The following is a 19,347-nucleotide window of genomic DNA, read 5'->3' as shown; positions in this document are numbered from 1 at the left end:
AGGAACACTTTTGAGCATTAATGAAATTATTATTTATTTAATGGTAATCTTTATGATTCTAGGAGCCATTGACAAAATTATCGGTAACAAATTTGGCTTAGGAGCACAATTTGAAGAAGGTATTATGGCAATGGGATCGCTAACTCTAGCTATGGTCGGTATTATTACTTTAGCGCCAGTTTTAGCGAAAATTTTAAGCCCGATTGTTGTACCAATTTATACAGCGCTTGGGGCTGACCCAGCAATGTTTGCTACAACTTTACTTGCGAATGATATGGGTGGTTTTGCGCTAGCTCAAGAACTTGCGCTAACGCCTGACGCTGGTCTTTTTGCAGGAGCTATTTTAGGCTCTATGATGGGACCAACAATTGTTTTCACGATTCCAGTAGCACTTGGAATTATTAAAAAAGAAGACCATAAATACCTAGCGACTGGTGTACTATCTGGTATTATTACGATTCCAATCGGTTGTTTAATCGGTGGTCTTGTAGCTGGATTTTCACCAATCATGATTTTCAAAAACTTAGTACCAATTCTTCTTGTAGCTGTACTTATTATGTTAGGTCTTTGGTTCAAACCAGAAGGCATGATTAAAGGCTTTACGATTTTCGGAAAAGGGGTAGTAATTGTTGCTACTATCGGACTTGTGGCTGGAGCTATTCAACAACTTACTGGATTAACTATTATTCCAGGAATTGCACCAATTGGCGAAGGTATCGAAATCGTTGGTGGTATCGCACTAGTTCTAGCAGGAGCTTTCTGTTTAGTTTTTGTTATTACGAAAGTGTTCAACAAACCACTTATGAAAATGGGTAAATTACTTGGAATGAATGAAGTTGCAGCGGCAGGTATGGTTGCGACACTTGCAAATAGTATCCCAATGTTCCAAATGCTAAAAGATATGGATGAGCGCGGTAAAATTATTAACGTTGCTTTTGCAGTATCTGCGGCCTTTGTTTTAGGGGATCATCTAGGTTTCACAGCTGGGGTTGCCCAAGATATGATTTTCCCGATGATTGTCGGAAAACTTGTCGGAGGAGTAACTGCAGTAGCTGTCGGTATCTACATGGCTAACCGAATGATGAAGAAAAATAAAGCAAAAGAACAAACGGCGGTGAAAGATAATGGCTGATATTAGTAAAGAATTAATTGAGCAGCTAGTAAAACAAGTTGTCCTAGAAAAAATGGGTCAAAGTTCCAAACACGTTGATCCAAGTGGTATTTTATCCGTTAAACTTCCAGAAGTAAGAGTTTCTGAAGAAGACCGTTTAGATACTGGTAACCCTAGCGATGTTGTTTATACAAAAGATTTAGTAACACTAGAAGAAAGTAAACGTCTAGGTTTTGGTCTAATGGAAATGAAAGATACAACATTTGATTGGTTCTTAGATTACGATGAAGTAGATTATATTATTGAAGGCAGACTAGATGTTGTCATCGATGGTAGAAATGTTTCTGCAGGACCAGGCGAACTGATTTTCATTCCAAAAGGAAGCCAAATTAAGTTCTCTGTAACTGGAGAAGCGAGATTCATTTATGTTACTTATCCGGCTGATTGGCAGTCACAATAATCATAAAAAAACGATTTCGGCAATATTTGCTGAAATCGTTTTTATTTAAGTGAATCGCGATATTCTTTAGGAGTCATATCGAACTCTTTCTTAAAGACTTTGCAAAAATAACTAGCACGCGAAAATCCTAAATTCTTTGCAATCGTGTGGACGGCCCAGTCACTTTTTTCTAGTTGTTCCTTTGCATATAGCATTTTTTGTTCATTGACGTAATTAATAAAATTGATATTCAATTCGTTTTTAAATAATTTACTTAAATAAAAAGGGCTTAAATAAACATAATTGGCTACTTCTTCTAGAGTGATGGAACGATGAATGTTCTTTTTAATGTAGCGAATAGCTTGTTTGATTTCTTTATGTTCACCACTCGTTTTACTGGATGTGGCAGCTTCTTTTTTGGGTTGTTTTTGTTTTTCGTGAGCGGTGTAGTAGTCACTTAAAACATCAAGTACTTCGACTGTTTCGAGCGAATGAAGTAGGGCAGAGTGATCTGGATTTTTTTTGTTGAAGTCTTCTTGAATTTGTTGGGTAAATTGATTTTCTACCTGACTATTCATCAAAGGTTGAATATTTACTACTTTTTCTTTCTCCAAAAATCTTCCCTCCTTATTTTATTCTTGCACTAATTATACCATAAAATCGCTTAAAATAACGTTTTATCCTGCATTTTAAACAGAACAATAAATTCTTTTTTATAACAAAATATTGTCATTTTTGCTTTGTGAATTAGAGAAATTGAGAAAAAGTTCACACTGGTGGCTATTTTAAGTGTATACAATGAAAAAAATACGATTTTAAAAGCTTGCACTATTTTGCTTTCTAGCCTGTTAGTGCCCTTGTACCAGTGTTTTAACAGGGATATAATGAAATGGAAATAACGCTTTCACGAGAGGGTGATCTTTTCAATTGAAGATTCAAAAATTAGTATTATGTGCGATGTTGATTGCAATGTGTGTAATTGGCGCAAACATAAAATTAATGGGTTCTGTTGCATTTGACGCAGCCCCAGCTTTTATTGGGACTTTGCTGCTTGGTCCGATGTACGGTGCAGTGCTTGGGATTTTCGGTCATTTAACTTCAGCATTACTTGCGGGATTTCCGCTGACGCTACCGATTCATTTGATTGTTGCTGGAATGATGGGCGTAACGATGATTGCTTATGGATTTACGCGCCACAAGCTAGCTGAAAAGAATCAACTAGTTGCTATTAGTGCTTCTAGTGTTGTCGCTTTTGTTTTTAATTGTCCGTTATCATTACTTGCGCTTTATCCATTAATGCATCAAGCGGTATTTGTGTTATTTCCGGTTCTAGCTATTGGTTCGATTTGCAACATTTTTGTCGCTGAAGTCGTTTACCAAGTGTTACCAGAACGCTGGAAAAGGCGAATTGCCGGGTACTAAACAACTAAATAGGTGAATATATTAATCCGGGAAAGAGGTGAAAATCCTCTACAGGCCCTAGCTACTGTAATTCGGACGAAAGCCAAACATATGTCACTGGAAGAAATTCCGGGAAGACTGGTGAGTAGGTTGATGATAAGTCAGGAGACCGCTAGTATATTCGATATCCAAAAACAACTTCTAAGGGAGCGAGTTGTCTTTATTAAACAGATTTTCATGATAAGAAAGTTTCTTTGTGCTACATAGAATTCTTATTGATGTTAAATCTCTAAAAGACGCCAAAGTTCTGTTTGGCGTCTTTTTTTATGGCTAAAGTGAAAGGTGAAAAAAGATGAACAAAATCTTAATTGCAGCCGCATCAAGTGGTGCAGGAAAAACAACCGTAACCCTCGGAATTATGCAAGCTTTGAAAAAAAGAGGCCTCGCGGTTCAGCCATTTAAAGTAGGACCAGATTACATTGATACGAACTACCATCAAGCAATTACAGGTATTGCTTCCATTAATTTAGATAGTTTTCTTATTGACGATGACGAGATGCTAGCCTCCCTTTTCCAAAAGCACGGAGAATCTGCTGATATTTCGGTCATTGAAGGGGTGATGGGATTATTTGATGGGCTTGGGACTGATCGCGATAATGCCAGTACGTCCTTTATTGCCAAATGTACAAAGACACCAGTCATTTTAGTTGTGGATGGAAAAGCTATTTCGACTTCAGCAGCAGCGATTGTTGACGGATTCAATCGTTTTGATCCGGAACTTAAAATTGCTGGCGTCATTATTAATCGAGTTGCCTCAGAAAACCATTTTTCTTTAATCAAAGGGGCGATTGAGCGTTATACGGATGTACCAGTGTTAGGTTACTTGCCAAAAAATGCGGCAGTGGCACTTCCAGAACGGCATCTAGGATTAGTACCACAAGAAGAAATGACTGAGCTCGAAGCAAAATGGGAGCTACTTTCTGACCTCATTACCACACATGTGGATTTAGACAAATTACTCGAAATAAGCAAATCTAGTGAGAACTTATCTACTTCTAAAGCGCAAATGAAAGTAGCGGATTTTTCTGGGCTTCGTGTCGCTTATGCGCTAGATGCAGCATTTCACTTTTATTATCAAGATAACTTGGATCTGATTCGTTTGACTGGGGCAGAGTTAATTCCATTTAGCCCGCTTGAGGATAACGAGGTTCCGGAAGCAGATTTCATTTATATTGGCGGCGGTTTTCCAGAAATTTTTGCCAAGCAGCTTAATGACAACAGATCTATGCGGAAGTCAATTTTGGCTGCGCACGAAAAGAGCATTCCAATTTACGCCGAATGTGGTGGGTTGATGTACCTTGGTTCGAGTTTAGAAATGGAAGGAAAACAGTATGAAATGGTGGGAGTTTTTAACGGTATTAGTAAGATGACAACAAGGCTGCGGAAGTTTGGCTACTGTATCGCGGAACCTTTAGAAGAAACGTTAATCGGCAAAAAAGGGATGTCGATTCGCGGGCATGAATTTCATCATTCAGTTTTTGAAACGACTGAAACAGCTTGTATGAAACTTTCAAAAAAACGTGACGGTGAAATAGTTAAAGAGTGGCGTGGTGGTTATCAAAAAGGCAATACTTTTGCCAGTTATCTCCATATCCACTTCTACCAAAATCCGGCCATTTTAATGCAGATGTTTGGGGCTGGAAAGAGATGAGCGTACTCTTTTATACGATATCGTTTATTTTAGATTTCATACTAGGTGACCCTTACAGCTGGCCTCATCCTATCAAGGTAATTGGTAACTTTATTCAATTATTAACGAACGCTTTGCGGAAAATTTTTCATGGTAAATCACTGTATTTTGCTGGAGGGTTGTTATTCATTCTTACAGTTGGAATGACGGGAATTATTTCGTGGCTCATCCTTTATATTAGTGCAAAAATTGCTTTTTGGCTTTATGCGGCGCTGTTTATTTACTTAGGGTATACGACACTTGCGATGACTTGCCTTGCGAAGGAGGCGCGGAAAATTCAGCGAACACTCGCGGATGGTGATTTAGAAGCGGCTAGAGTACAAGTTGGGATGATAGTTGGTCGGGATACAGACAAGCTTACGGCAGAACAAATTAGTAAAGCCACCATTGAAACCGTGGCGGAAAACACAGCAGATGGCGTTATAGCACCATTATTTTACTTATTCATTGGAGGACCTGTGCTAGCTCTGATGTATAAAGCAGTGAACACACTTGATTCGATGGTCGGTTATAAAAATGAAAAATATCGCGCCATTGGTTTTGTTTCCGCAAAAATGGATGATTTGGCCAATTTCATTCCAGCAAGGCTATCTTGGTTTTTCCTTGTGATTGCGAGTTTTATTTTGAAGTATGATGGACGCACTGCATGGCGGATAGGGCTTCGTGACCGGAAAAATCATACAAGTCCCAATTGCGCATATCCAGAAGGCGCGGTAGCAGGAGCGCTTGGGATAACACTTGGTGGCACCCATGAATATTTCGGCGAGACAGTTGTTAAACCAACCATCGGCAGTGGAACAAAAGCAGTTACACAAAAAGAAATCAGTCAAACAATTCACTTACTATACACAGCTTCCATTATTGCTTTTCTAATTTTTATCAGTATACATTTAATACTATTTTAAAGGAGTGGCACAATGAACTACATTAAAAATCCAGCCAAAATTGAAGAGAAAAGTTTTGAAATCATTCAACAAATTATTGACGATATTCGACCAGATTATACATTTCAAAACAAACTAGAGGAAGCCATTATCAAACGTGCGATACATACGACAGCAGATTTTGATTACTTGGATAGCCTCGTTTTTCAACAAGATGTTATCCAAAAAATCATTCATGTTCTTCAAAATAAAGGAACCATTTTTACAGATACTAATATGGCGCTTAGTGGTATTAATAAACGGCTGTTAGATGAACTTGGCTGTAGTTATCACTGTTATGTGAGTGATCCAGAAACGATGGAAATTGCCAAACAGCATGGCATCACGCGCTCAATGGCCGGAATTAAACTTGCTTCTTTAAAAGATGGACCGAAAATATTTGTCCTAGGGAACGCGCCAACTGCGGTTTATAAAATTATCGAAATGACGGAAAGCGGGCAATTACAAGCAGATGCGGTCGTTGCAGTGCCTGTCGGATTTGTCGGGGCAGCTGAATGTAAAGAAGAAATTCTTGAAACCGACATTCCAGCAATTGTCGCTCGTGGTAGAAAAGGCGGTAGTAACCTTGCCGCGGCAATCATTAATGCAATCTTGATTACGATGTAAAGAAGGCGACGAGCAGTGGAAGATTTTATTTATTATAATGGCAAAAAATATCGTAAAGGCTATACAACTGGAACGTGTGCAGCTGCCGCGGCTAAAGCGTGTGTCGAAATGATAGAAAACCAAGAAGAAGTGAACGCGGTAAAAGTCACGACAACAGGTGGAACTATTCTTGAAATCCCAGTTGCCTATCAACAGTTTTCTGAAAAAAAGGCAACTGCAGCTGTTCAAAAAGATGGCGGCGATGATATTGATGCGACACACGGCATGTGGATTTTTGTTGATGTCGAATTAACAGATAGTCCGGAAGTTACTTTAGATGGTGGCGTTGGAATTGGTCGCGCAACACAAAAAGGTATTTCGGTTGAAGTGGGTGAAGCGGCAATTAATCCAGCCCCAAGGAAAAACATTTTAGCTACAGTGCGCGAATCACTTGGCGAAAATCGTGGCGCAACCATTTTAGTATATGCTCCTGAAGGGGAAGAACGCGCGAAACGAACAATGAATAGCAACCTCGGTATTATCGGCGGGATTTCCATTTTAGGAACGACAGGAATTGTCACGCCAATGTCGGATGAAGGCTGGAAAAAATCATTATCAATGGAGCTCGAAATGAAACGGAACCAAGGACTTGACCAAATTATTCTTGTTCCCGGCAATTACGGCGATGATTTTGTTCAAAATACACTTGGTTTTGCGAGTGATAACATCGTTTCCATGAGTAATTTCGTTGGCTACATGTTGAAAGAAACTCAACGGCTCGCATTTAAGAAAGTATTGATGGTCGGGCATTTTGGCAAATTAGTGAAGGTTTCAGCTGGTATTTTTACGACCTATAGCAAGGATGCGGATGCGCGGGCAGAAATCTTGGTGGCTAACTTGGCCTTACTCGGCGCACCATTATCACTTTTACAAGAAGTAGAGAAGTGTAATACGACAGAGGCAGCAGGCGAATTAATTGAAGCTGCTGGTTTCACTCAAGTTTATGAGGTAATCGCACAAAAAATCAAAGCAAGGTCAGAACGCTTCTTGAAATTCACTAAGCCAAGTGTGGAAATCGATGTCGTTACATTTTCAACTGAACGAGGTTTACTTGCTGCAACGAAAGACATAGAAGTATTGCGGGAGGAATGGCGATGATTACAGTGGTTGGAATCGGACCAGGAGATACGAATTTGCTAATAAATGCAGCAAGACAAGCTTTATCTTCTGCAGATTCAGTATATGGATCGAAAAGACAATTACAAGAAATAGCTGAATTAACAACTGCAACGTGCCTATTGTTACCGAAAAAATTAGCAGATTTAAAAAATATTCCTCATCAAAATAAAAACGTCGTGATTTTAGCATCAGGCGATCCACTGCTCTACGGGATTGGCAACTGGGCGATGACGAATTTTTCAGAAGATATTCATATTATCCCGGGAATCAGTGCAATCCAGATGATGTTTCACCAAATCAAACTGCCGATGAATGATTGTTTTATAACGAGCAGCCATGGTAAAACACCAAATTTCGATTTTTTGCTCCAACATGAAAAAGTCGCAATGGTAACAGATTCCATTATTGGACCATACGAAATAGCTGCTGAAATCTCAAAACGAAATCTAAAAAAAATCATGTTTATCGGTGAAAATTTAAGTTCAACAGAAGAACGAATTCATAAGCTAAGACCAGAGGAAGTTGAAAAAAAATACGATATGAATGTTGTGGTGATTGTCGATGAAAGATGACGTATTTATTCGCGGAAAAGTTCCGATGACAAAAAGCGAAGTGAGAGCAATAAGTATTGATTTACTCGGATTAGATAATACAAGTAAAAAACTGCTAGATGTTGGCGCTGGAACTGGAAGCGTTGGACTTCAAGTAGCTTATAATTTTCCACACATAAAAGTTACTGCAATTGAACGAAATAAAGATGCGGTGGACTTAATTAAACAAAACCAAGCCAAATTCGGCGTAGAAAATGTAGCAGTCATCGAAGCTTATGCACCAATCGAATTACCTCAGGAAGAGAAATTTGATGCCATTTTTATTGGTGGTAGTGGTGGGAATTTAACCGATATTATCGACTGGTCGTTGGTTCATTTGAAACTAGGCGGTCGCTTGGTACTTAATTTTATTTTATTAGAAAATGCCTTACAAGCAATGAACCATTTAGAAAAATTACCAGTTAGTGAATTGACAATGAAGCAAATTCAAGTTTTAAATTGGCATAAACTCGGTGCTGGACATTATTTTGAACCACAGAACCCAACCGTCATTATTGGCTGTAAAAAACTAGAGGAGTGAAGAAAATGGCAGAAGTACATTTCGTCGGAGCAGGACCAGGAGATAAAGAATTAATCACACTAAAAGGATACCAATTATTAAAAAACGCAGATGTCGTTATATACGCTGGCTCACTAGTAAATCCGGAATTGCTAGAATACTGTAAACCGGACTGCGAAATCCATAATAGTGCCAGTATGAACTTAATAGAAATTATTGACTGTATGGAAGCGGGAGTAACAGCTGGAAAAGAAGTTGTTCGTCTGCAAACAGGAGACTTCTCTATTTACGGCTCGATCCGTGAACAAGTGGAGGAAATGAAAAAACGTTCGATTCCATTTACATGTACGCCAGGTGTAAGTTCATTTCTTGGCGCAGCTAGTAGTTTTGGCGTTGAATATACGGTTCCCGAAGTTAGCCAGAGTGTAATTATTACTCGAATGGCTGGAAGAACGCCGGTGCCATCACGTGAGTCACTCAGATCTTACGCAGCGCACCAAACGTCCATGGTTATTTTCTTATCTGTTCAAGGTATCAGAAAAGTAGTCTCAGAACTTATCAAAGGTGGCTATAAACCTGAAACCCCAGCAGCTGTTATTTATAAAGCAACTTGGGCAGAAGAGAAAAAAGTAACTGGCACACTTAAAGACATCGCTGAAAAAGTGGCAGAAGCAGGAATTACTAAAACGGCCCTAATTATGGTTGGTGATTTTCTCGGCGAAGAATTTTATTATTCTAAGCTATATGATAAGGATTTCAAACATGAATACAGATAAAATTGCCATTATCGCAGTTACTGAACGAGGGCGCGATTTAGCACTTTCATTAACAAAAACAGTACCAGGAACGGTCTTTGTCCCAGAAAAGCACCAGAATGAACAGACTGCTGTTTTAACGCCTAATTTCGGCACAGCAATGCGCGAAATGTTCACGACGCATCAGGCATTAATTTGTATTATGGCAACAGGTATTGCGGTGCGGACGCTTGCTCCAGTCATTCAAGATAAACTATCAGATCCGGCGGTAATTGTAATGGATGAATATGGTCAATTTATTATTAGTTTACTCTCAGGACATGTTGGTGGAGCAAATGAGTTAACAGAGCAAATTGCTGCAATAACTGGTGGTGCCGCGGTAATTACAACCGCTACTGATCGTGCAAATGTGGCAGCAATTGATAATATCGCCAAAGAAATCGACGGATATTTACCCGATTTTAAAGCGACGACTAAACGCATTAATGGCTTGCTCGCTGCTGGAAAAGAAGTCAGTTTGCACATAGATGAGCCATTTGAAGTAGATTCACGAGGTTTTACAAATAAAGAAATTAGTCCACAAATTTTCATTTCGACCAAATACAATTTACCAGAAACAAAAATAGAAAGAATTCAGCTAGTACCAAGGAAGTTCGTGCTTGGTATTGGATGTCGAAAAGGCGTTTCAGCGGAAACAATGGAGGAAGTTTTCACCCATTTTTGTGAACAAGAAAACATACATCCGCGCGCTTTTCGTGAAATCCATAGCATTACATTGAAAGCAGAAGAACCAGCCATTTTGCAATTAGCGAAAAAGTGGAACATACATTTTATTGTTCATTCTGCAGAAGAATTACAAACGGTAGCTGAAAAATATCCAACGTCAGAATTTGTTTTAAAAACCGTAAAAGTTGGAAATGTCGCTTTATCATCAGCAGATATTGGCAGTAATGGAAACGTCGTTACGAAACGATTTGCCGAAAATGGCGTGACATTCGCAGCAGGAAAACTAATTAAAAATAATGAGGTGGCAAAATGATTTATGTAATCGGAATTGGCCCAGGAGATAAACGATTAATGACAGGTGAAGCGCTAGAAGCAATAGCGGACGCAGATGTAATCGTTGGCTATGTAACATATATCAAACTAATCAAAGAATTAATTAAAGATAAAGAAGTAGTGAAAACGGGGATGCGCCGTGAAATCGATCGCTGCCAGGAAGCTGTAAATATCGCATTAACAGGAAAAAAAGTAGCCGTCGTTTCAAGCGGAGATGCTGGTATATACGGGATGGCTGGATTGGTTTTAGAACTAGCCGAAAAAAGCAACCCAGAGTTAGAAGTCAAAGTAATCCCAGGAATTACAGCTAGTATAGGCGCAGCAGCCGTTCTCGGGGCGCCAATCATGCACGATTTTTGCCATATTAGCTTAAGTGATTTAATGACACCGTGGGAAGTAATCGAAAAGCGTTTAACACATGCTGCGATGGCCGATTTTGTTGTTTGTTTTTACAACCCGAGAAGTAAAGGGCGCGCTAATCACTTAGCAAATGCTTTTCAAAAGATGATGGAACACAAGTCACCAAAGACTGTCGTTGGAATTGTTAAAGATGTCGGTCGAAAAGAAGAACGAAAAATCATTACGACAATGGAAGATATTGACTATGAGTTAGTGGATATGACAACGATGGTTATTGTCGGTAACAAAGAAACATACGTAAAAAATGGCAAAATGATTACACCTAGAGGATATTCTTTATGATTTTCGTCCTTGGAGGAACTTCTGATAGCTTGTTAATTAGTGACTGGCTAACGGAAACAAAACGGCCATTTATTCTTTCAGTAGCAACAGATTACGGGGAAACTTTAGCTAAGCAACATGCGGAAAAGGTGTTTTGCGGTCGATTAGCCAAAGAAGCAATGCTCGCAAAATGGCAGTTAGAGCAAATAAAGCTCGTTATTGATGCCACCCATCCCTTTGCAACAATCGTTTCTGAAACGGCCATGGAAGCATGCAAAGAAGCGGGCATTCCATACATCCGCTTTGAGCGAACAAGCGAACAAACCGACAATACTTATTTAGTAGATGATATTAACGAAGCATGTAAAGTTGCTGCAAAACTTGGTCAACGAATTTTTCTTACAACAGGTAGCAAAAATTTACCTGAATTTGTGGGGGGGCTGAGAAAACAACACATTATCGCTCGTATATTGCCAGTGTCTGATGTGATTCGTTCAGCAGAAGACCTAGGACTCGTTGCCGACCAAATAATTGGCATGAAAGGTCCGTTCACTAAAGAAGCCAACCGCACACAGCTAGAAATGACACAAGCGGACGTATTAATTACTAAAGAAAGTGGAAAACAAGGCGGATTTCAAGAAAAACTCACGGCAGCAGCAGAATTAAATATTCCTGTTATCGTTATTCGCCGAAAAAAATTAAATTATCCAATCGAAATAAATCATTTAACCGAACTACCAGAAATTTTAACTCAATTGGAGGTCTACTAATGGGAAAAGTCATGTTAATTGGCGCAGGTCCTGGTGATGCACAACTTCTAACAGTAAAAGGATTAGCCGCACTTCAAAAAGCGGATGTTATAGTCTATGATCGCCTCGTTGAACCAGCGATGCTCCAAGAACGAAAAGCTAGTTGTAAACTAATTTATGTCGGAAAAGAACCATTACATCATCCAATCCCGCAAGATGAAATCGAACAAATTCTTGTAAGAGAAGCAGCGACAAATGAGCTAGTTGTTCGTTTAAAAGCAGGTGATCCGTATGTATTTGGTCGCGGCGGTGAGGAAGGCGAAACGCTTTATAAAGCAGGCATTCCTTTTGAAGTCATCCCAGGAATTACTTCAGCTATTGGCGGGCTTGCTTATGCGGGAATTCCGGTCACGCACCGTGATTTTGCTTCTAGTTTTCATGTAATTACAGGTCACTTGAAAAAAGGGCGCGATCCACTAGATTGGGAAGCACTTGCAAGACTCGAAGGAACCCTCGTTTTTCTGATGGGAATGACAAACTTACCTAACATTTGCGCCAATCTACTAGCAAATGGACAAAAACCGGAGACAGGCGTGGCAATTGTACAGTGGGCATCGCGTGGTAAGCAATTAACCGTTACAGGAACTTTGCAAACAATTGAACAAAAAGTAGCTGAATCTGGTATTTCATCTCCTGCGCTTATCGTAGTTGGTGATGTGGTGAGCTTACGTCCACAGCTTAACTTTTTTGAAGAAATGCCACTTTTCCATACAAAAGTATTACTTCCAAGAGCACGCGCAGGTAAAAGTATGCTCGCTGAAAAAATTCGCGATTTAGGCGGAGAAGTAACGATGTATCCAAATATTCAAGTGCTGGATATTCTGCCAACGAAAACAAAAGCAGAATTATGTGAAACTAGCGAACTTCTTTTCACTTCAAAAGAAGCTGTAGAGCGCTTTTTCGATTATCTAGCAACACTTGAGTTGGATATTCGTTCCCTAAAAAATACCCATCTTACCGCTATCGGAAAACAAACGAAAGAAGCATTTAGTGAAAAAGGAATCATTCCAGATAGTTTTATTAAAAGACGGAGCACAGAACTAATTTTAGAGCATATAGCTCGTTTTCAAAAAAATGCTAGCAACTTAATTATCGGTAGTGTTGTTGATACAGCAGAAGTTAGTGCAATTTTATCCGAAGTTAAAACAACCGAAATGATGCCATTGTACGATATGCGTCCAGTGACAGAGCGCCCATTTGACCTCGAAAGTTTTGAACAAGTGTGCTTTTCCAGTTCTCGTTCAGTCCAAAATCTACTCGATGTACTAACAACCGAAGAAAAAGCGATTTTACAAACGAAAACGATTCTCTCAATTGGAAGATTCACAAGCGCAACCTTGCAGTCATTTGGCATTAATGAATTTGAAGAAGCTGAGAATGCTACACCAGAGAGCCTAATTGAACTAATTCAAAAAACAAAATTAGAAGGAGTACCACAATGAAAAAAGCCATATTAGTCGTTAGTTTTGGCACTAGTTATCCAGAAACAAGAGAAAGAACCATTGAAGCTTGTGAAAAAAGAGTGGCCCAAGAATTTCCTGAGTACACTGTATTTCGTGCTTTTACATCAAACAAAATTATTAAAAAACTAAAAACCCGCGATAACATGCACATTAACACACCAAGTCAGGCTTTAAACCAACTAAAAGAATTAGGTTACAAAGAAGTCATTATTCAATCTCTACATATTATTAATGGCGGTGAATTTGAAAAAATTACAGCTCAAGTGGAAAAATTTAAAGCGGATTTTGATTCAATCATCATTAGTCAACCATTACTTGATTCAAAAGAAGATTACGAAAAAGCCATTGAAGCCATTCGCCACCAAATGCCTCCTTTGAAAGAAAATGAAGCATTGATTCTGATGGGCCACGGCTCCAAACACCATGCTTTCAGCGCATATGCTTGCTTAGACCACATGCTTTTAAACGAACCGATTTATCTTTGTGCCGTAGAAAGTTATCCCGGCCTTGATCAAGTGATTGAACGATTAAAACAGGCAAAGATCAAAAAAGCCCATTTGATGCCGTTCATGCTTGTTGCAGGAGATCATGCCACAAATGATATGGCTTCAGATGACGAAGATTCTTGGAAGAGCATATTGGAGCAAGCTGGTATTGAAACCGAGTGCCACTTGCAAGGGCTAGGCGAAAACCCACTTATTCAAGCTCAATTTATCGATCATATCAAAGTAGCAACAGAAAGGGTGAACACGCGTGGCTAAATTTTACGGCATTGGCACAGGTCCAGGTGACAGCAAGCTAGTTACGATGGAAGCTGCTGATAGACTGGGGAAATTAGCGATTCTCTATACTCCCCAATCTAAAAAAGGTGGAGAAAGTTTAGCAAAAAAAATCGTTAATCCATATTTAAAAAACACGCTTATCATCAAAGAACGTCATTTTCCAATGAGTTACAACAAAACAGAGAAAATGCAAGCTTGGAAAGAAATTGCCGAAGAAATCAAAACAGACGTTCAAAACGGACACGATGTTGGTTTCATTACCCTTGGCGATCCAATGGTCTATAGCACTTATAGTTATTTGCTAGAACTTTTAAAAGGCGAAATTGAAACAGTTACACTCGCAGGGATTTCATCATTTTCAAATATCGCCTCTAAACTAGAACTGCCTCTTGTAATGGACGAGGAAAGTTTTGCTGTAATCCCCGTAACAGCAGGAGCTGAAAAAATCGAACAAGCGCTCACATTATTTGACACTATTGTCTTAATGAAAGCAGCAAGCAATTTACCCCTTCTTACGACATTACTAAAAAAACTGAATTTGCTTGATGCAGCTGTTGTAGTAAGTGATGTTGCCATGGCGACTGAAAAAATCACTTACGGCATGGGCGAGATAAATCCAGAAGAAAAAATGTCATATTTTACCACGATTATCGTGAAAAAAAGAAGGGAGCAATATAAATGAAAAAATTATGGAAGTTTCTACCATTTGTTTTAATCGGCGTTATTTATTTTACTTTAACGAACCCAGAATCCGCACATGCAATGCATATCATGGAGGGCTTTTTACCCGTTAAATGGGCAGTCTTTTGGCTAATTGTCTTTATCCCATTCCTTGTACTTGGTTTAATTCGTATTCGTAAATTAATCGCTTTAGATAAAAATAATAAATTACTGTTGGCATTATGTGCAGCCTTTATCTTCGTTCTTTCTGCACTTAAAATCCCGTCCGTTACAGGATCTTGTTCTCATCCGACAGGTGTTGGACTTGCAACGGTTATGTTCGGACCGCTCGTTGTCAGTGTTCTTGGCGTGATTGTCTTACTTTTCCAAGCGCTACTTCTTGCACACGGCGGTATTACTACTCTTGGTGCAAACGCAATGTCGATGGCTGTTATCGGTCCAATGGTTGGTTTTGTCGTCTATAAACTAGCTCGTAAACTAAACTGTAATAAAAGTGTTTCGATTTTCTTATGTGCAATGACAGCTGACCTGGCAACCTACTTAACCACCAGCGTCCAGCTCGGAGTCGTTTTCCCAGATCCAGCATCAGGCATGATGGCTTCTATTCTAAAATTCATGGCAATTTTCTGTGTCACTCAAGTTCCAATCGCGATTGCAGAAGGCTTACTCACTGTAGTTATGTACAATCTTATTAGCAAAAATTTACCAGAAAAGGTGGCACAATTACGATGAAAAAAATCAATATTAATATCATTTTAATTTTATTAGTAGTTTTGTTAATGGTGAGCCCGTTTTTCTTCAATAAAACAGGTGAGTACGGGGGATCAGACGGGGAAGCTGAAGCAGAAATCACCAAAATCGATCCAAGCTATGAACCATGGTTTGAACCTCTTTATGAACCAAAAAGTGGCGAAATTGAAAGTTTATTATTTACCTTGCAAGGTTGTATCGGAACAGGAATCATTGCGTATGTCATTGGTGTGAGTCGTGGCAAGCGGAAAGCCGAGAACGATGTTAACCATTGATAAATATGCTTATCAAAACCGGTGGATAGCTTTTTCGCCATCATTAAAAGCTTTATTTTATGTCGCGATTCTAATACTCGCGTTAACTGGCCCCGTGCTCATACAAGCGATACTATTTTTATGCATGGTGCCACTGACGCTTTATGTTGTTAAAATCCACTTTAAACAATATTTGAAATGGCTCCTTTTACCATTTTCATTTCTATTATTTAGTTTGCTTTCGATTCTTATTTCAATTTCAAAAGATCCAAGTAGTTTTCTTGCTTCAATCTCTATTGGAAGTTTTTATCTTGGTATTTCTGACGTGACGATAACGACAGCAACTCAAGTTTTTTTCCGGAGTATTGCTTGCTTAGCGGCAACATACTTTTTCGTCTTAACTGTTCCCGTGGTACAATTAACGAAAGTGATGAAGCAAATTTTTATTCCAAAAGTACTTATTGAACTAACGATTTTAATTTATCGGTTTATCTTTATTTTCTTAGAAGAAGCGGCGGCAATTCGAAAAGCGCAGAGCCTACGTTTCGGTTATCACGGCATAAAAAATAGCTATCGTTCATTTGGAATGCTCGTAAATACTTTATTTAATCGCGTAATGAAAAGATATAATGAAATGGTTATAACACTTGATGTGAAGCTATATCAAGGAGAATTTCATATCTAGGAGGAAGCCAATTTGCTTAAGACAGAACATATTTCATTCCAATACGAAGATGGCAAACAAGCCTTAACGGATGTTTCAATCGATTTAGATAAAGGCAATATTATTGGTCTTATTGGTGCGAACGGCTCCGGGAAATCGACCCTTTTTATGCAGCTTTTAGGCATTAATAGGCCAACTTCGGGGACAGTTTATTTTGAAGGAAAACCACTTGCTTACAATAAAAACGCATTATTTGCATTACGAAAAAAAGTAAGCATTGTTTTCCAAGACCCCGACCAACAAATTTTCTATTCCAATGTACGTGATGACGTGGCTTTTGCACTTAGAAACCTAGGTGTCAGTGAAATGGAAGTGGAGTCGCGAGTAACAAATGTACTAGAAACAGTTGGTGCGACAGAATTTCAACATAAACCTGTCCAATATTTAAGTTATGGTCAAAAAAAACGTGTCGCTATTGCCGGAGCGCTTGTTCTTGATACAGATTGGTTACTACTTGATGAACCAACTGCAGGACTCGATCCGATTGGTAAAAAAATTATGATGGAAATTATCGAACGTCTTGCAAAACAAGGAAAAAAGATTCTCATCTCAAGTCATGACATCGATTTGATTTATGAGATTTGCGATTATGTCTATATGTTAAAAAACGGAACAGTTTTAACAAGCGGGGAGACGAGCGAGGTTTTCTTAGAGAAAAGTCATATCGAACAAGCAGGGTTAGTGCAGCCATGGCTAATCAAATTACACCAACAAGCTGGCTACCCACTTTTCAAAAAAGAAGCCGATTTTTTCGCACATACAGGAAAGGTGATTAATTAATGGTAGAGCAAATAATGATTCAAGGTACCGCTTCCGATGCGGGGAAAAGTGTAATAGTTGCAGGTTTATGCCGCTTATTTAAAAATAAAGGCAAGCGAGTTGTGCCTTTTAAATCGCAAAACATGTCACTTAATTCTTTTATTACCGCAACAGGTGATGAAATGGGACGTGCGCAAGTTTTCCAAGCTGAAGCAGCTGGTGTTTTTCCAGATGTTCGAATGAATCCCGTATTACTTAAACCGACCAATGATCGTCAGTCGCAAGTAATTTTTATGGGAGCGATTTTAGATAATATGGATGCTGTTTCTTATCACGATTTCAAGCAAACACTTATCCCAAAAATTCAAGCAGTTTATCAGAGTTTAGCTGACGAAAATGATATTATTGTATTAGAAGGCGCCGGAAGCCCAGCCGAAATCAATTTGAATGACCGAGATATTGTCAATATGGGTATGGCTAAAATGGTCGACGCGCCTGTCGTGTTAGTTGCTGATATTGATAAAGGCGGCGTGTTTGCTTCGATTTATGGCACGATTATGCTTTTAAAAGAAGAAGAACGTGCGCGGCTTAAAGGAGTAATCATCAATAAATTTCGCGGTGATGTAGCCCTTTTACAACCAGGCATTGAGATGATAGAAGAGCTGACAAACGTTCCTGTCATTGGCGTTATCCCTTATGCTAACCTACAACTAGAAGAAGAAGATAGTGTTTCACTCAGCGGGAAAAATTACGTTCTAGATAGTTCGGCGTTACTTGATATTGCCATTATTTGCTTGCCTCGTATTTCTAATTTTACAGACTTTCATATTCTAGAAATTCAACCTAACATCAGTGTGCGTTATATACGAAATTTAGCTGATTTTGGCAATCCAGATTTAGTGATTATTCCAGGCAGTAAAAATACGCTGGAAGATATGGCTTTTCTCGAACAATCAGGCCTGAAAAAAGCGATTCAAAACTATGCCGAAAATGCCGGGAAAGTAATTGGGATTTGCGGTGGCTACCAAATGCTCGGTAAAAGAATGCTTGACCCAAATCAAGTAGAAAGCGAAAAAGTAGAAATTGCGGGACTTGGCTTATTAGATACTGAAACAATCTTTCTCGACCAAAAACGCACTACACAAATTACTGGCGTGACATTTTCTTTGGAACCAGTCGAAGGATACGAAATCCATATGGGCCAAACTAAGCGCGGCGAGAATACTCAACCGTTTTGTAAAATTAAAGCAGTCAACGGTAACCAAGAAACACATGAGGACGGCGCCATCTCCGCGAACAAAAATATTATCGGCACATATATCCACGGTATTTTCGATAATGATATTTTCTTAGGAAATCTATTCAATGAACTGCTAACACAAAAAAACAAATCCATTTATCCACATGAAATTATCAAACTAAAAGAACATAAAGAAACGGAATATGATAAACTAGCGGCTCTTTTAGAAGCAAATATTCAAATGGATCAACTAGAAAAAATTATGAAAGGAGAAAAAATATGCGTATCTACACAAAAACCGGCGATAAAGGAATGACAAGAATTATCGGGGGGAGCAAAGTAAGTAAAGATAATATACGAATTAATGCATATGGTACACTCGACGAACTCAATTCGCTTATCGGTTACACCATTACAACCCTTGGAAATGAGCCCGAAATTCAAGCGGAACTTGAGCAAATCCAACAACAATTATTCGATGCAGGAGGCGACCTTGCAACAGAAGAAGGGAAGCGCGATTATAAACTGACAGCTGAGCCAGTTGCTTGGCTAGAAGACCGCATTGATATTTATGCCGATGAACCACCTGAAATTGAAAAATTCATTTTGCCAGGAGGTACTCAAGCAGCTTCTTTACTTCATATGGCTAGAACAGTGGCAAGAAGAGCAGAGCGAGAAATTGTTGGTATGCTAAAAATCGCCTCCACTAACCAAGAAGTATTAAAATATGTAAATCGTTTATCTGATTACTTTTTCGCAGTTGCCAGAGTCGTGAACTACCGCGCAGGCGAAACAGATATTTTCTACAAAAATTCCGAATTAGTTTTCCGAAATAAAAAGAAATAACAAAAAACCTCTCCAGACATTCCAT

23 protein-coding genes and 1 riboswitch are annotated in these 19,347 nt (G+C 39.0%); of the genes, 22 read left to right on the top strand and 1 reads right to left on the bottom strand.

Annotated features, from left to right (window positions below):
* Window positions 1–10: 10 nt before the first annotated feature.
* Window positions 11–1,132: an ethanolamine utilization protein EutH gene (gene eutH, locus AC4PG8_RS02515; protein ID WP_003761804.1), complete on the top strand. Its 1,122-nt coding sequence runs from the start codon at window positions 11–13 to the stop codon at window positions 1,130–1,132.
* The gene (locus AC4PG8_RS02510; RefSeq protein ID WP_003761805.1) at window positions 1,125–1,571 is read left to right on the top strand and encodes a cupin domain-containing protein; all 447 of its coding nucleotides are present in this window, start codon (window positions 1,125–1,127) and stop codon (window positions 1,569–1,571) included. The genes eutH and AC4PG8_RS02510 overlap by 8 nt, the downstream gene beginning before the upstream one ends.
* Before the next feature lie 41 nt (window positions 1,572–1,612).
* On the opposite strand, the gene AC4PG8_RS02505 is transcribed toward AC4PG8_RS02510, so the two are convergent.
* A complete protein-coding gene (locus AC4PG8_RS02505) occupies window positions 1,613–2,164 on the bottom strand; it encodes a helix-turn-helix transcriptional regulator (RefSeq protein ID WP_003771472.1) in 552 nt (183 codons plus the stop codon).
* A 313-nt stretch (window positions 2,165–2,477) separates the two neighbouring features.
* On the opposite strand from AC4PG8_RS02505, the gene cblT reads away from it, so the two are divergent.
* The 20 genes from cblT to AC4PG8_RS02405 all read left to right on the top strand — a co-directional run bounded on the left by cblT (window position 2,478) and on the right by AC4PG8_RS02405 (window position 19,322).
* Window positions 2,478–2,972: an alpha-ribazole transporter gene (gene cblT / locus AC4PG8_RS02500; RefSeq protein WP_003761812.1), complete on the top strand. Its 495-nt coding sequence runs from the start codon at window positions 2,478–2,480 to the stop codon at window positions 2,970–2,972.
* A riboswitch (cobalamin riboswitch) is annotated at window positions 2,947–3,142 on the top strand. It overlaps the preceding gene by 26 nt.
* Before the next feature lie 161 nt (window positions 3,143–3,303).
* A complete protein-coding gene (locus tag AC4PG8_RS02495) occupies window positions 3,304–4,662 on the top strand; it encodes a cobyrinic acid a,c-diamide synthase CobB (RefSeq protein WP_492169992.1) in 1,359 nt (452 codons plus the stop codon).
* On the top strand, window positions 4,659–5,606 hold the full coding sequence (cbiB, locus tag AC4PG8_RS02490; protein WP_185543054.1) for an adenosylcobinamide-phosphate synthase CbiB: 948 nt from the start codon (window positions 4,659–4,661) through the stop codon (window positions 5,604–5,606). Before AC4PG8_RS02495 ends, cbiB begins: the two co-directional genes overlap by 4 nt.
* Window positions 5,607–5,618: 12 nt before the next feature.
* Window positions 5,619–6,251 (top strand): cobalt-precorrin-8 methylmutase, encoded by a 633-nt coding sequence (locus AC4PG8_RS02485; protein WP_492169991.1) that lies wholly within the window; start codon window positions 5,619–5,621, stop codon window positions 6,249–6,251.
* 15 nt (window positions 6,252–6,266) lie between these two features.
* Window positions 6,267–7,388 carry a cobalt-precorrin-5B (C(1))-methyltransferase CbiD gene (cbiD, locus tag AC4PG8_RS02480; RefSeq protein ID WP_003771481.1) on the top strand — a complete coding sequence of 374 codons (1,122 nt, stop codon included), beginning with the start codon at window positions 6,267–6,269 and terminating at the stop codon, window positions 7,386–7,388.
* Window positions 7,385–7,981, top strand: coding sequence for a cobalt-precorrin-7 (C(5))-methyltransferase (locus tag AC4PG8_RS02475; protein ID WP_003771482.1), 597 nt, complete (start codon window positions 7,385–7,387; stop codon window positions 7,979–7,981). Before cbiD ends, AC4PG8_RS02475 begins: the two co-directional genes overlap by 4 nt.
* A complete protein-coding gene (locus AC4PG8_RS02470) occupies window positions 7,971–8,540 on the top strand; it encodes a decarboxylating cobalt-precorrin-6B (C(15))-methyltransferase (RefSeq protein WP_492169990.1) in 570 nt (189 codons plus the stop codon). Before AC4PG8_RS02475 ends, AC4PG8_RS02470 begins: the two co-directional genes overlap by 11 nt.
* A gap of 5 nt (window positions 8,541–8,545) precedes the next feature.
* Window positions 8,546–9,295: a cobalt-precorrin-4 methyltransferase gene (locus AC4PG8_RS02465; RefSeq protein ID WP_003761825.1), complete on the top strand. Its 750-nt coding sequence runs from the start codon at window positions 8,546–8,548 to the stop codon at window positions 9,293–9,295.
* Window positions 9,282–10,313 carry a cobalt-precorrin 5A hydrolase gene (cbiG, locus tag AC4PG8_RS02460; protein WP_492169989.1) on the top strand — a complete coding sequence of 344 codons (1,032 nt, stop codon included), beginning with the start codon at window positions 9,282–9,284 and terminating at the stop codon, window positions 10,311–10,313. Before AC4PG8_RS02465 ends, cbiG begins: the two co-directional genes overlap by 14 nt.
* Complete coding sequence (gene cobJ / locus AC4PG8_RS02455; RefSeq protein ID WP_003761829.1) at window positions 10,310–11,035, top strand: precorrin-3B C(17)-methyltransferase; 726 nt, start codon at window positions 10,310–10,312, stop codon at window positions 11,033–11,035. Before cbiG ends, cobJ begins: the two co-directional genes overlap by 4 nt.
* A complete protein-coding gene (gene cobK, locus AC4PG8_RS02450; RefSeq protein ID WP_492169988.1) occupies window positions 11,032–11,784 on the top strand; it encodes a precorrin-6A reductase in 753 nt (250 codons plus the stop codon). Before cobJ ends, cobK begins: the two co-directional genes overlap by 4 nt.
* Complete coding sequence (cobA, locus tag AC4PG8_RS02445; RefSeq protein ID WP_185512678.1) at window positions 11,784–13,265, top strand: uroporphyrinogen-III C-methyltransferase; 1,482 nt, start codon at window positions 11,784–11,786, stop codon at window positions 13,263–13,265. The genes cobK and cobA overlap by 1 nt, the downstream gene beginning before the upstream one ends.
* Window positions 13,262–14,047: a sirohydrochlorin cobaltochelatase gene (locus tag AC4PG8_RS02440; RefSeq protein ID WP_185512677.1), complete on the top strand. Its 786-nt coding sequence runs from the start codon at window positions 13,262–13,264 to the stop codon at window positions 14,045–14,047. The genes cobA and AC4PG8_RS02440 overlap by 4 nt, the downstream gene beginning before the upstream one ends.
* A complete protein-coding gene (locus AC4PG8_RS02435; RefSeq protein ID WP_003761835.1) occupies window positions 14,040–14,750 on the top strand; it encodes a cobalt-factor II C(20)-methyltransferase in 711 nt (236 codons plus the stop codon). Before AC4PG8_RS02440 ends, AC4PG8_RS02435 begins: the two co-directional genes overlap by 8 nt.
* 80 nt (window positions 14,751–14,830) lie before the next feature.
* Window positions 14,831–15,481: an energy-coupling factor ABC transporter permease gene (locus AC4PG8_RS02430; RefSeq protein WP_010990808.1), complete on the top strand. Its 651-nt coding sequence runs from the start codon at window positions 14,831–14,833 to the stop codon at window positions 15,479–15,481.
* The gene (locus AC4PG8_RS02425) at window positions 15,478–15,774 is read left to right on the top strand and encodes an energy-coupling factor ABC transporter substrate-binding protein (RefSeq protein ID WP_003761837.1); all 297 of its coding nucleotides are present in this window, start codon (window positions 15,478–15,480) and stop codon (window positions 15,772–15,774) included. Before AC4PG8_RS02430 ends, AC4PG8_RS02425 begins: the two co-directional genes overlap by 4 nt.
* Window positions 15,761–16,438: an energy-coupling factor ABC transporter transmembrane protein gene (locus AC4PG8_RS02420; RefSeq protein WP_003771501.1), complete on the top strand. Its 678-nt coding sequence runs from the start codon at window positions 15,761–15,763 to the stop codon at window positions 16,436–16,438. Before AC4PG8_RS02425 ends, AC4PG8_RS02420 begins: the two co-directional genes overlap by 14 nt.
* A 12-nt stretch (window positions 16,439–16,450) precedes the next feature.
* A complete protein-coding gene (locus tag AC4PG8_RS02415) occupies window positions 16,451–17,257 on the top strand; it encodes an ATP-binding cassette domain-containing protein (protein ID WP_492169987.1) in 807 nt (268 codons plus the stop codon).
* Window positions 17,257–18,792, top strand: a complete 1,536-nt coding sequence (locus AC4PG8_RS02410; RefSeq protein WP_492169986.1) for a cobyric acid synthase — start codon at window positions 17,257–17,259, stop codon at window positions 18,790–18,792. The genes AC4PG8_RS02415 and AC4PG8_RS02410 overlap by 1 nt, the downstream gene beginning before the upstream one ends.
* The gene (locus tag AC4PG8_RS02405) at window positions 18,756–19,322 is read left to right on the top strand and encodes a cob(I)yrinic acid a,c-diamide adenosyltransferase (RefSeq protein ID WP_003761841.1); all 567 of its coding nucleotides are present in this window, start codon (window positions 18,756–18,758) and stop codon (window positions 19,320–19,322) included. Before AC4PG8_RS02410 ends, AC4PG8_RS02405 begins: the two co-directional genes overlap by 37 nt.
* Window positions 19,323–19,347 lie beyond the last annotated feature (25 nt).

The organism is Listeria sp. MAN/IMW/UF555 (genome assembly GCF_058684075.1).
The sequence above is the reverse complement of the archived record's forward strand: the minus strand, read 5'-3'. Positions and strand labels throughout refer to the sequence as shown.

Excerpts from the sequence above, each read along its gene's own strand:
- AC4PG8_RS02470 (WP_492169990.1), top strand. The coding sequence starts at position 7,971 with ATGAAAGATGACGTATTTATTCGCGGAAAAGTTCCGATGACAAAAAGC.
- cbiB (WP_185543054.1), top strand. The coding sequence starts at position 4,659 with ATGAGCGTACTCTTTTATACGATATCGTTTATTTTAGATTTCATACTA.
- cobK (WP_492169988.1), top strand. The coding sequence starts at position 11,032 with ATGATTTTCGTCCTTGGAGGAACTTCTGATAGCTTGTTAATTAGTGAC.
- AC4PG8_RS02440 (WP_185512677.1), top strand. The coding sequence starts at position 13,262 with ATGAAAAAAGCCATATTAGTCGTTAGTTTTGGCACTAGTTATCCAGAA.
- AC4PG8_RS02410 (WP_492169986.1), top strand. The coding sequence starts at position 17,257 with ATGGTAGAGCAAATAATGATTCAAGGTACCGCTTCCGATGCGGGGAAA.
- cbiG (WP_492169989.1), top strand. The coding sequence starts at position 9,282 with ATGAATACAGATAAAATTGCCATTATCGCAGTTACTGAACGAGGGCGC.
- AC4PG8_RS02495 (WP_492169992.1), top strand. The coding sequence starts at position 3,304 with ATGAACAAAATCTTAATTGCAGCCGCATCAAGTGGTGCAGGAAAAACA.
- AC4PG8_RS02425 (WP_003761837.1), top strand. The coding sequence starts at position 15,478 with ATGAAAAAAATCAATATTAATATCATTTTAATTTTATTAGTAGTTTTG.
- cobJ (WP_003761829.1), top strand. The coding sequence starts at position 10,310 with ATGATTTATGTAATCGGAATTGGCCCAGGAGATAAACGATTAATGACA.
- AC4PG8_RS02430 (WP_010990808.1), top strand. The coding sequence starts at position 14,831 with ATGCATATCATGGAGGGCTTTTTACCCGTTAAATGGGCAGTCTTTTGG.
- AC4PG8_RS02420 (WP_003771501.1), top strand. The coding sequence starts at position 15,761 with ATGTTAACCATTGATAAATATGCTTATCAAAACCGGTGGATAGCTTTT.
- AC4PG8_RS02465 (WP_003761825.1), top strand. The coding sequence starts at position 8,546 with ATGGCAGAAGTACATTTCGTCGGAGCAGGACCAGGAGATAAAGAATTA.
- cobA (WP_185512678.1), top strand. The coding sequence starts at position 11,784 with ATGGGAAAAGTCATGTTAATTGGCGCAGGTCCTGGTGATGCACAACTT.
- AC4PG8_RS02405 (WP_003761841.1), top strand. The coding sequence starts at position 18,756 with ATGCGTATCTACACAAAAACCGGCGATAAAGGAATGACAAGAATTATC.
- AC4PG8_RS02475 (WP_003771482.1), top strand. The coding sequence starts at position 7,385 with ATGATTACAGTGGTTGGAATCGGACCAGGAGATACGAATTTGCTAATA.
- AC4PG8_RS02510 (WP_003761805.1), top strand. The coding sequence starts at position 1,125 with ATGGCTGATATTAGTAAAGAATTAATTGAGCAGCTAGTAAAACAAGTT.
- AC4PG8_RS02485 (WP_492169991.1), top strand. The coding sequence starts at position 5,619 with ATGAACTACATTAAAAATCCAGCCAAAATTGAAGAGAAAAGTTTTGAA.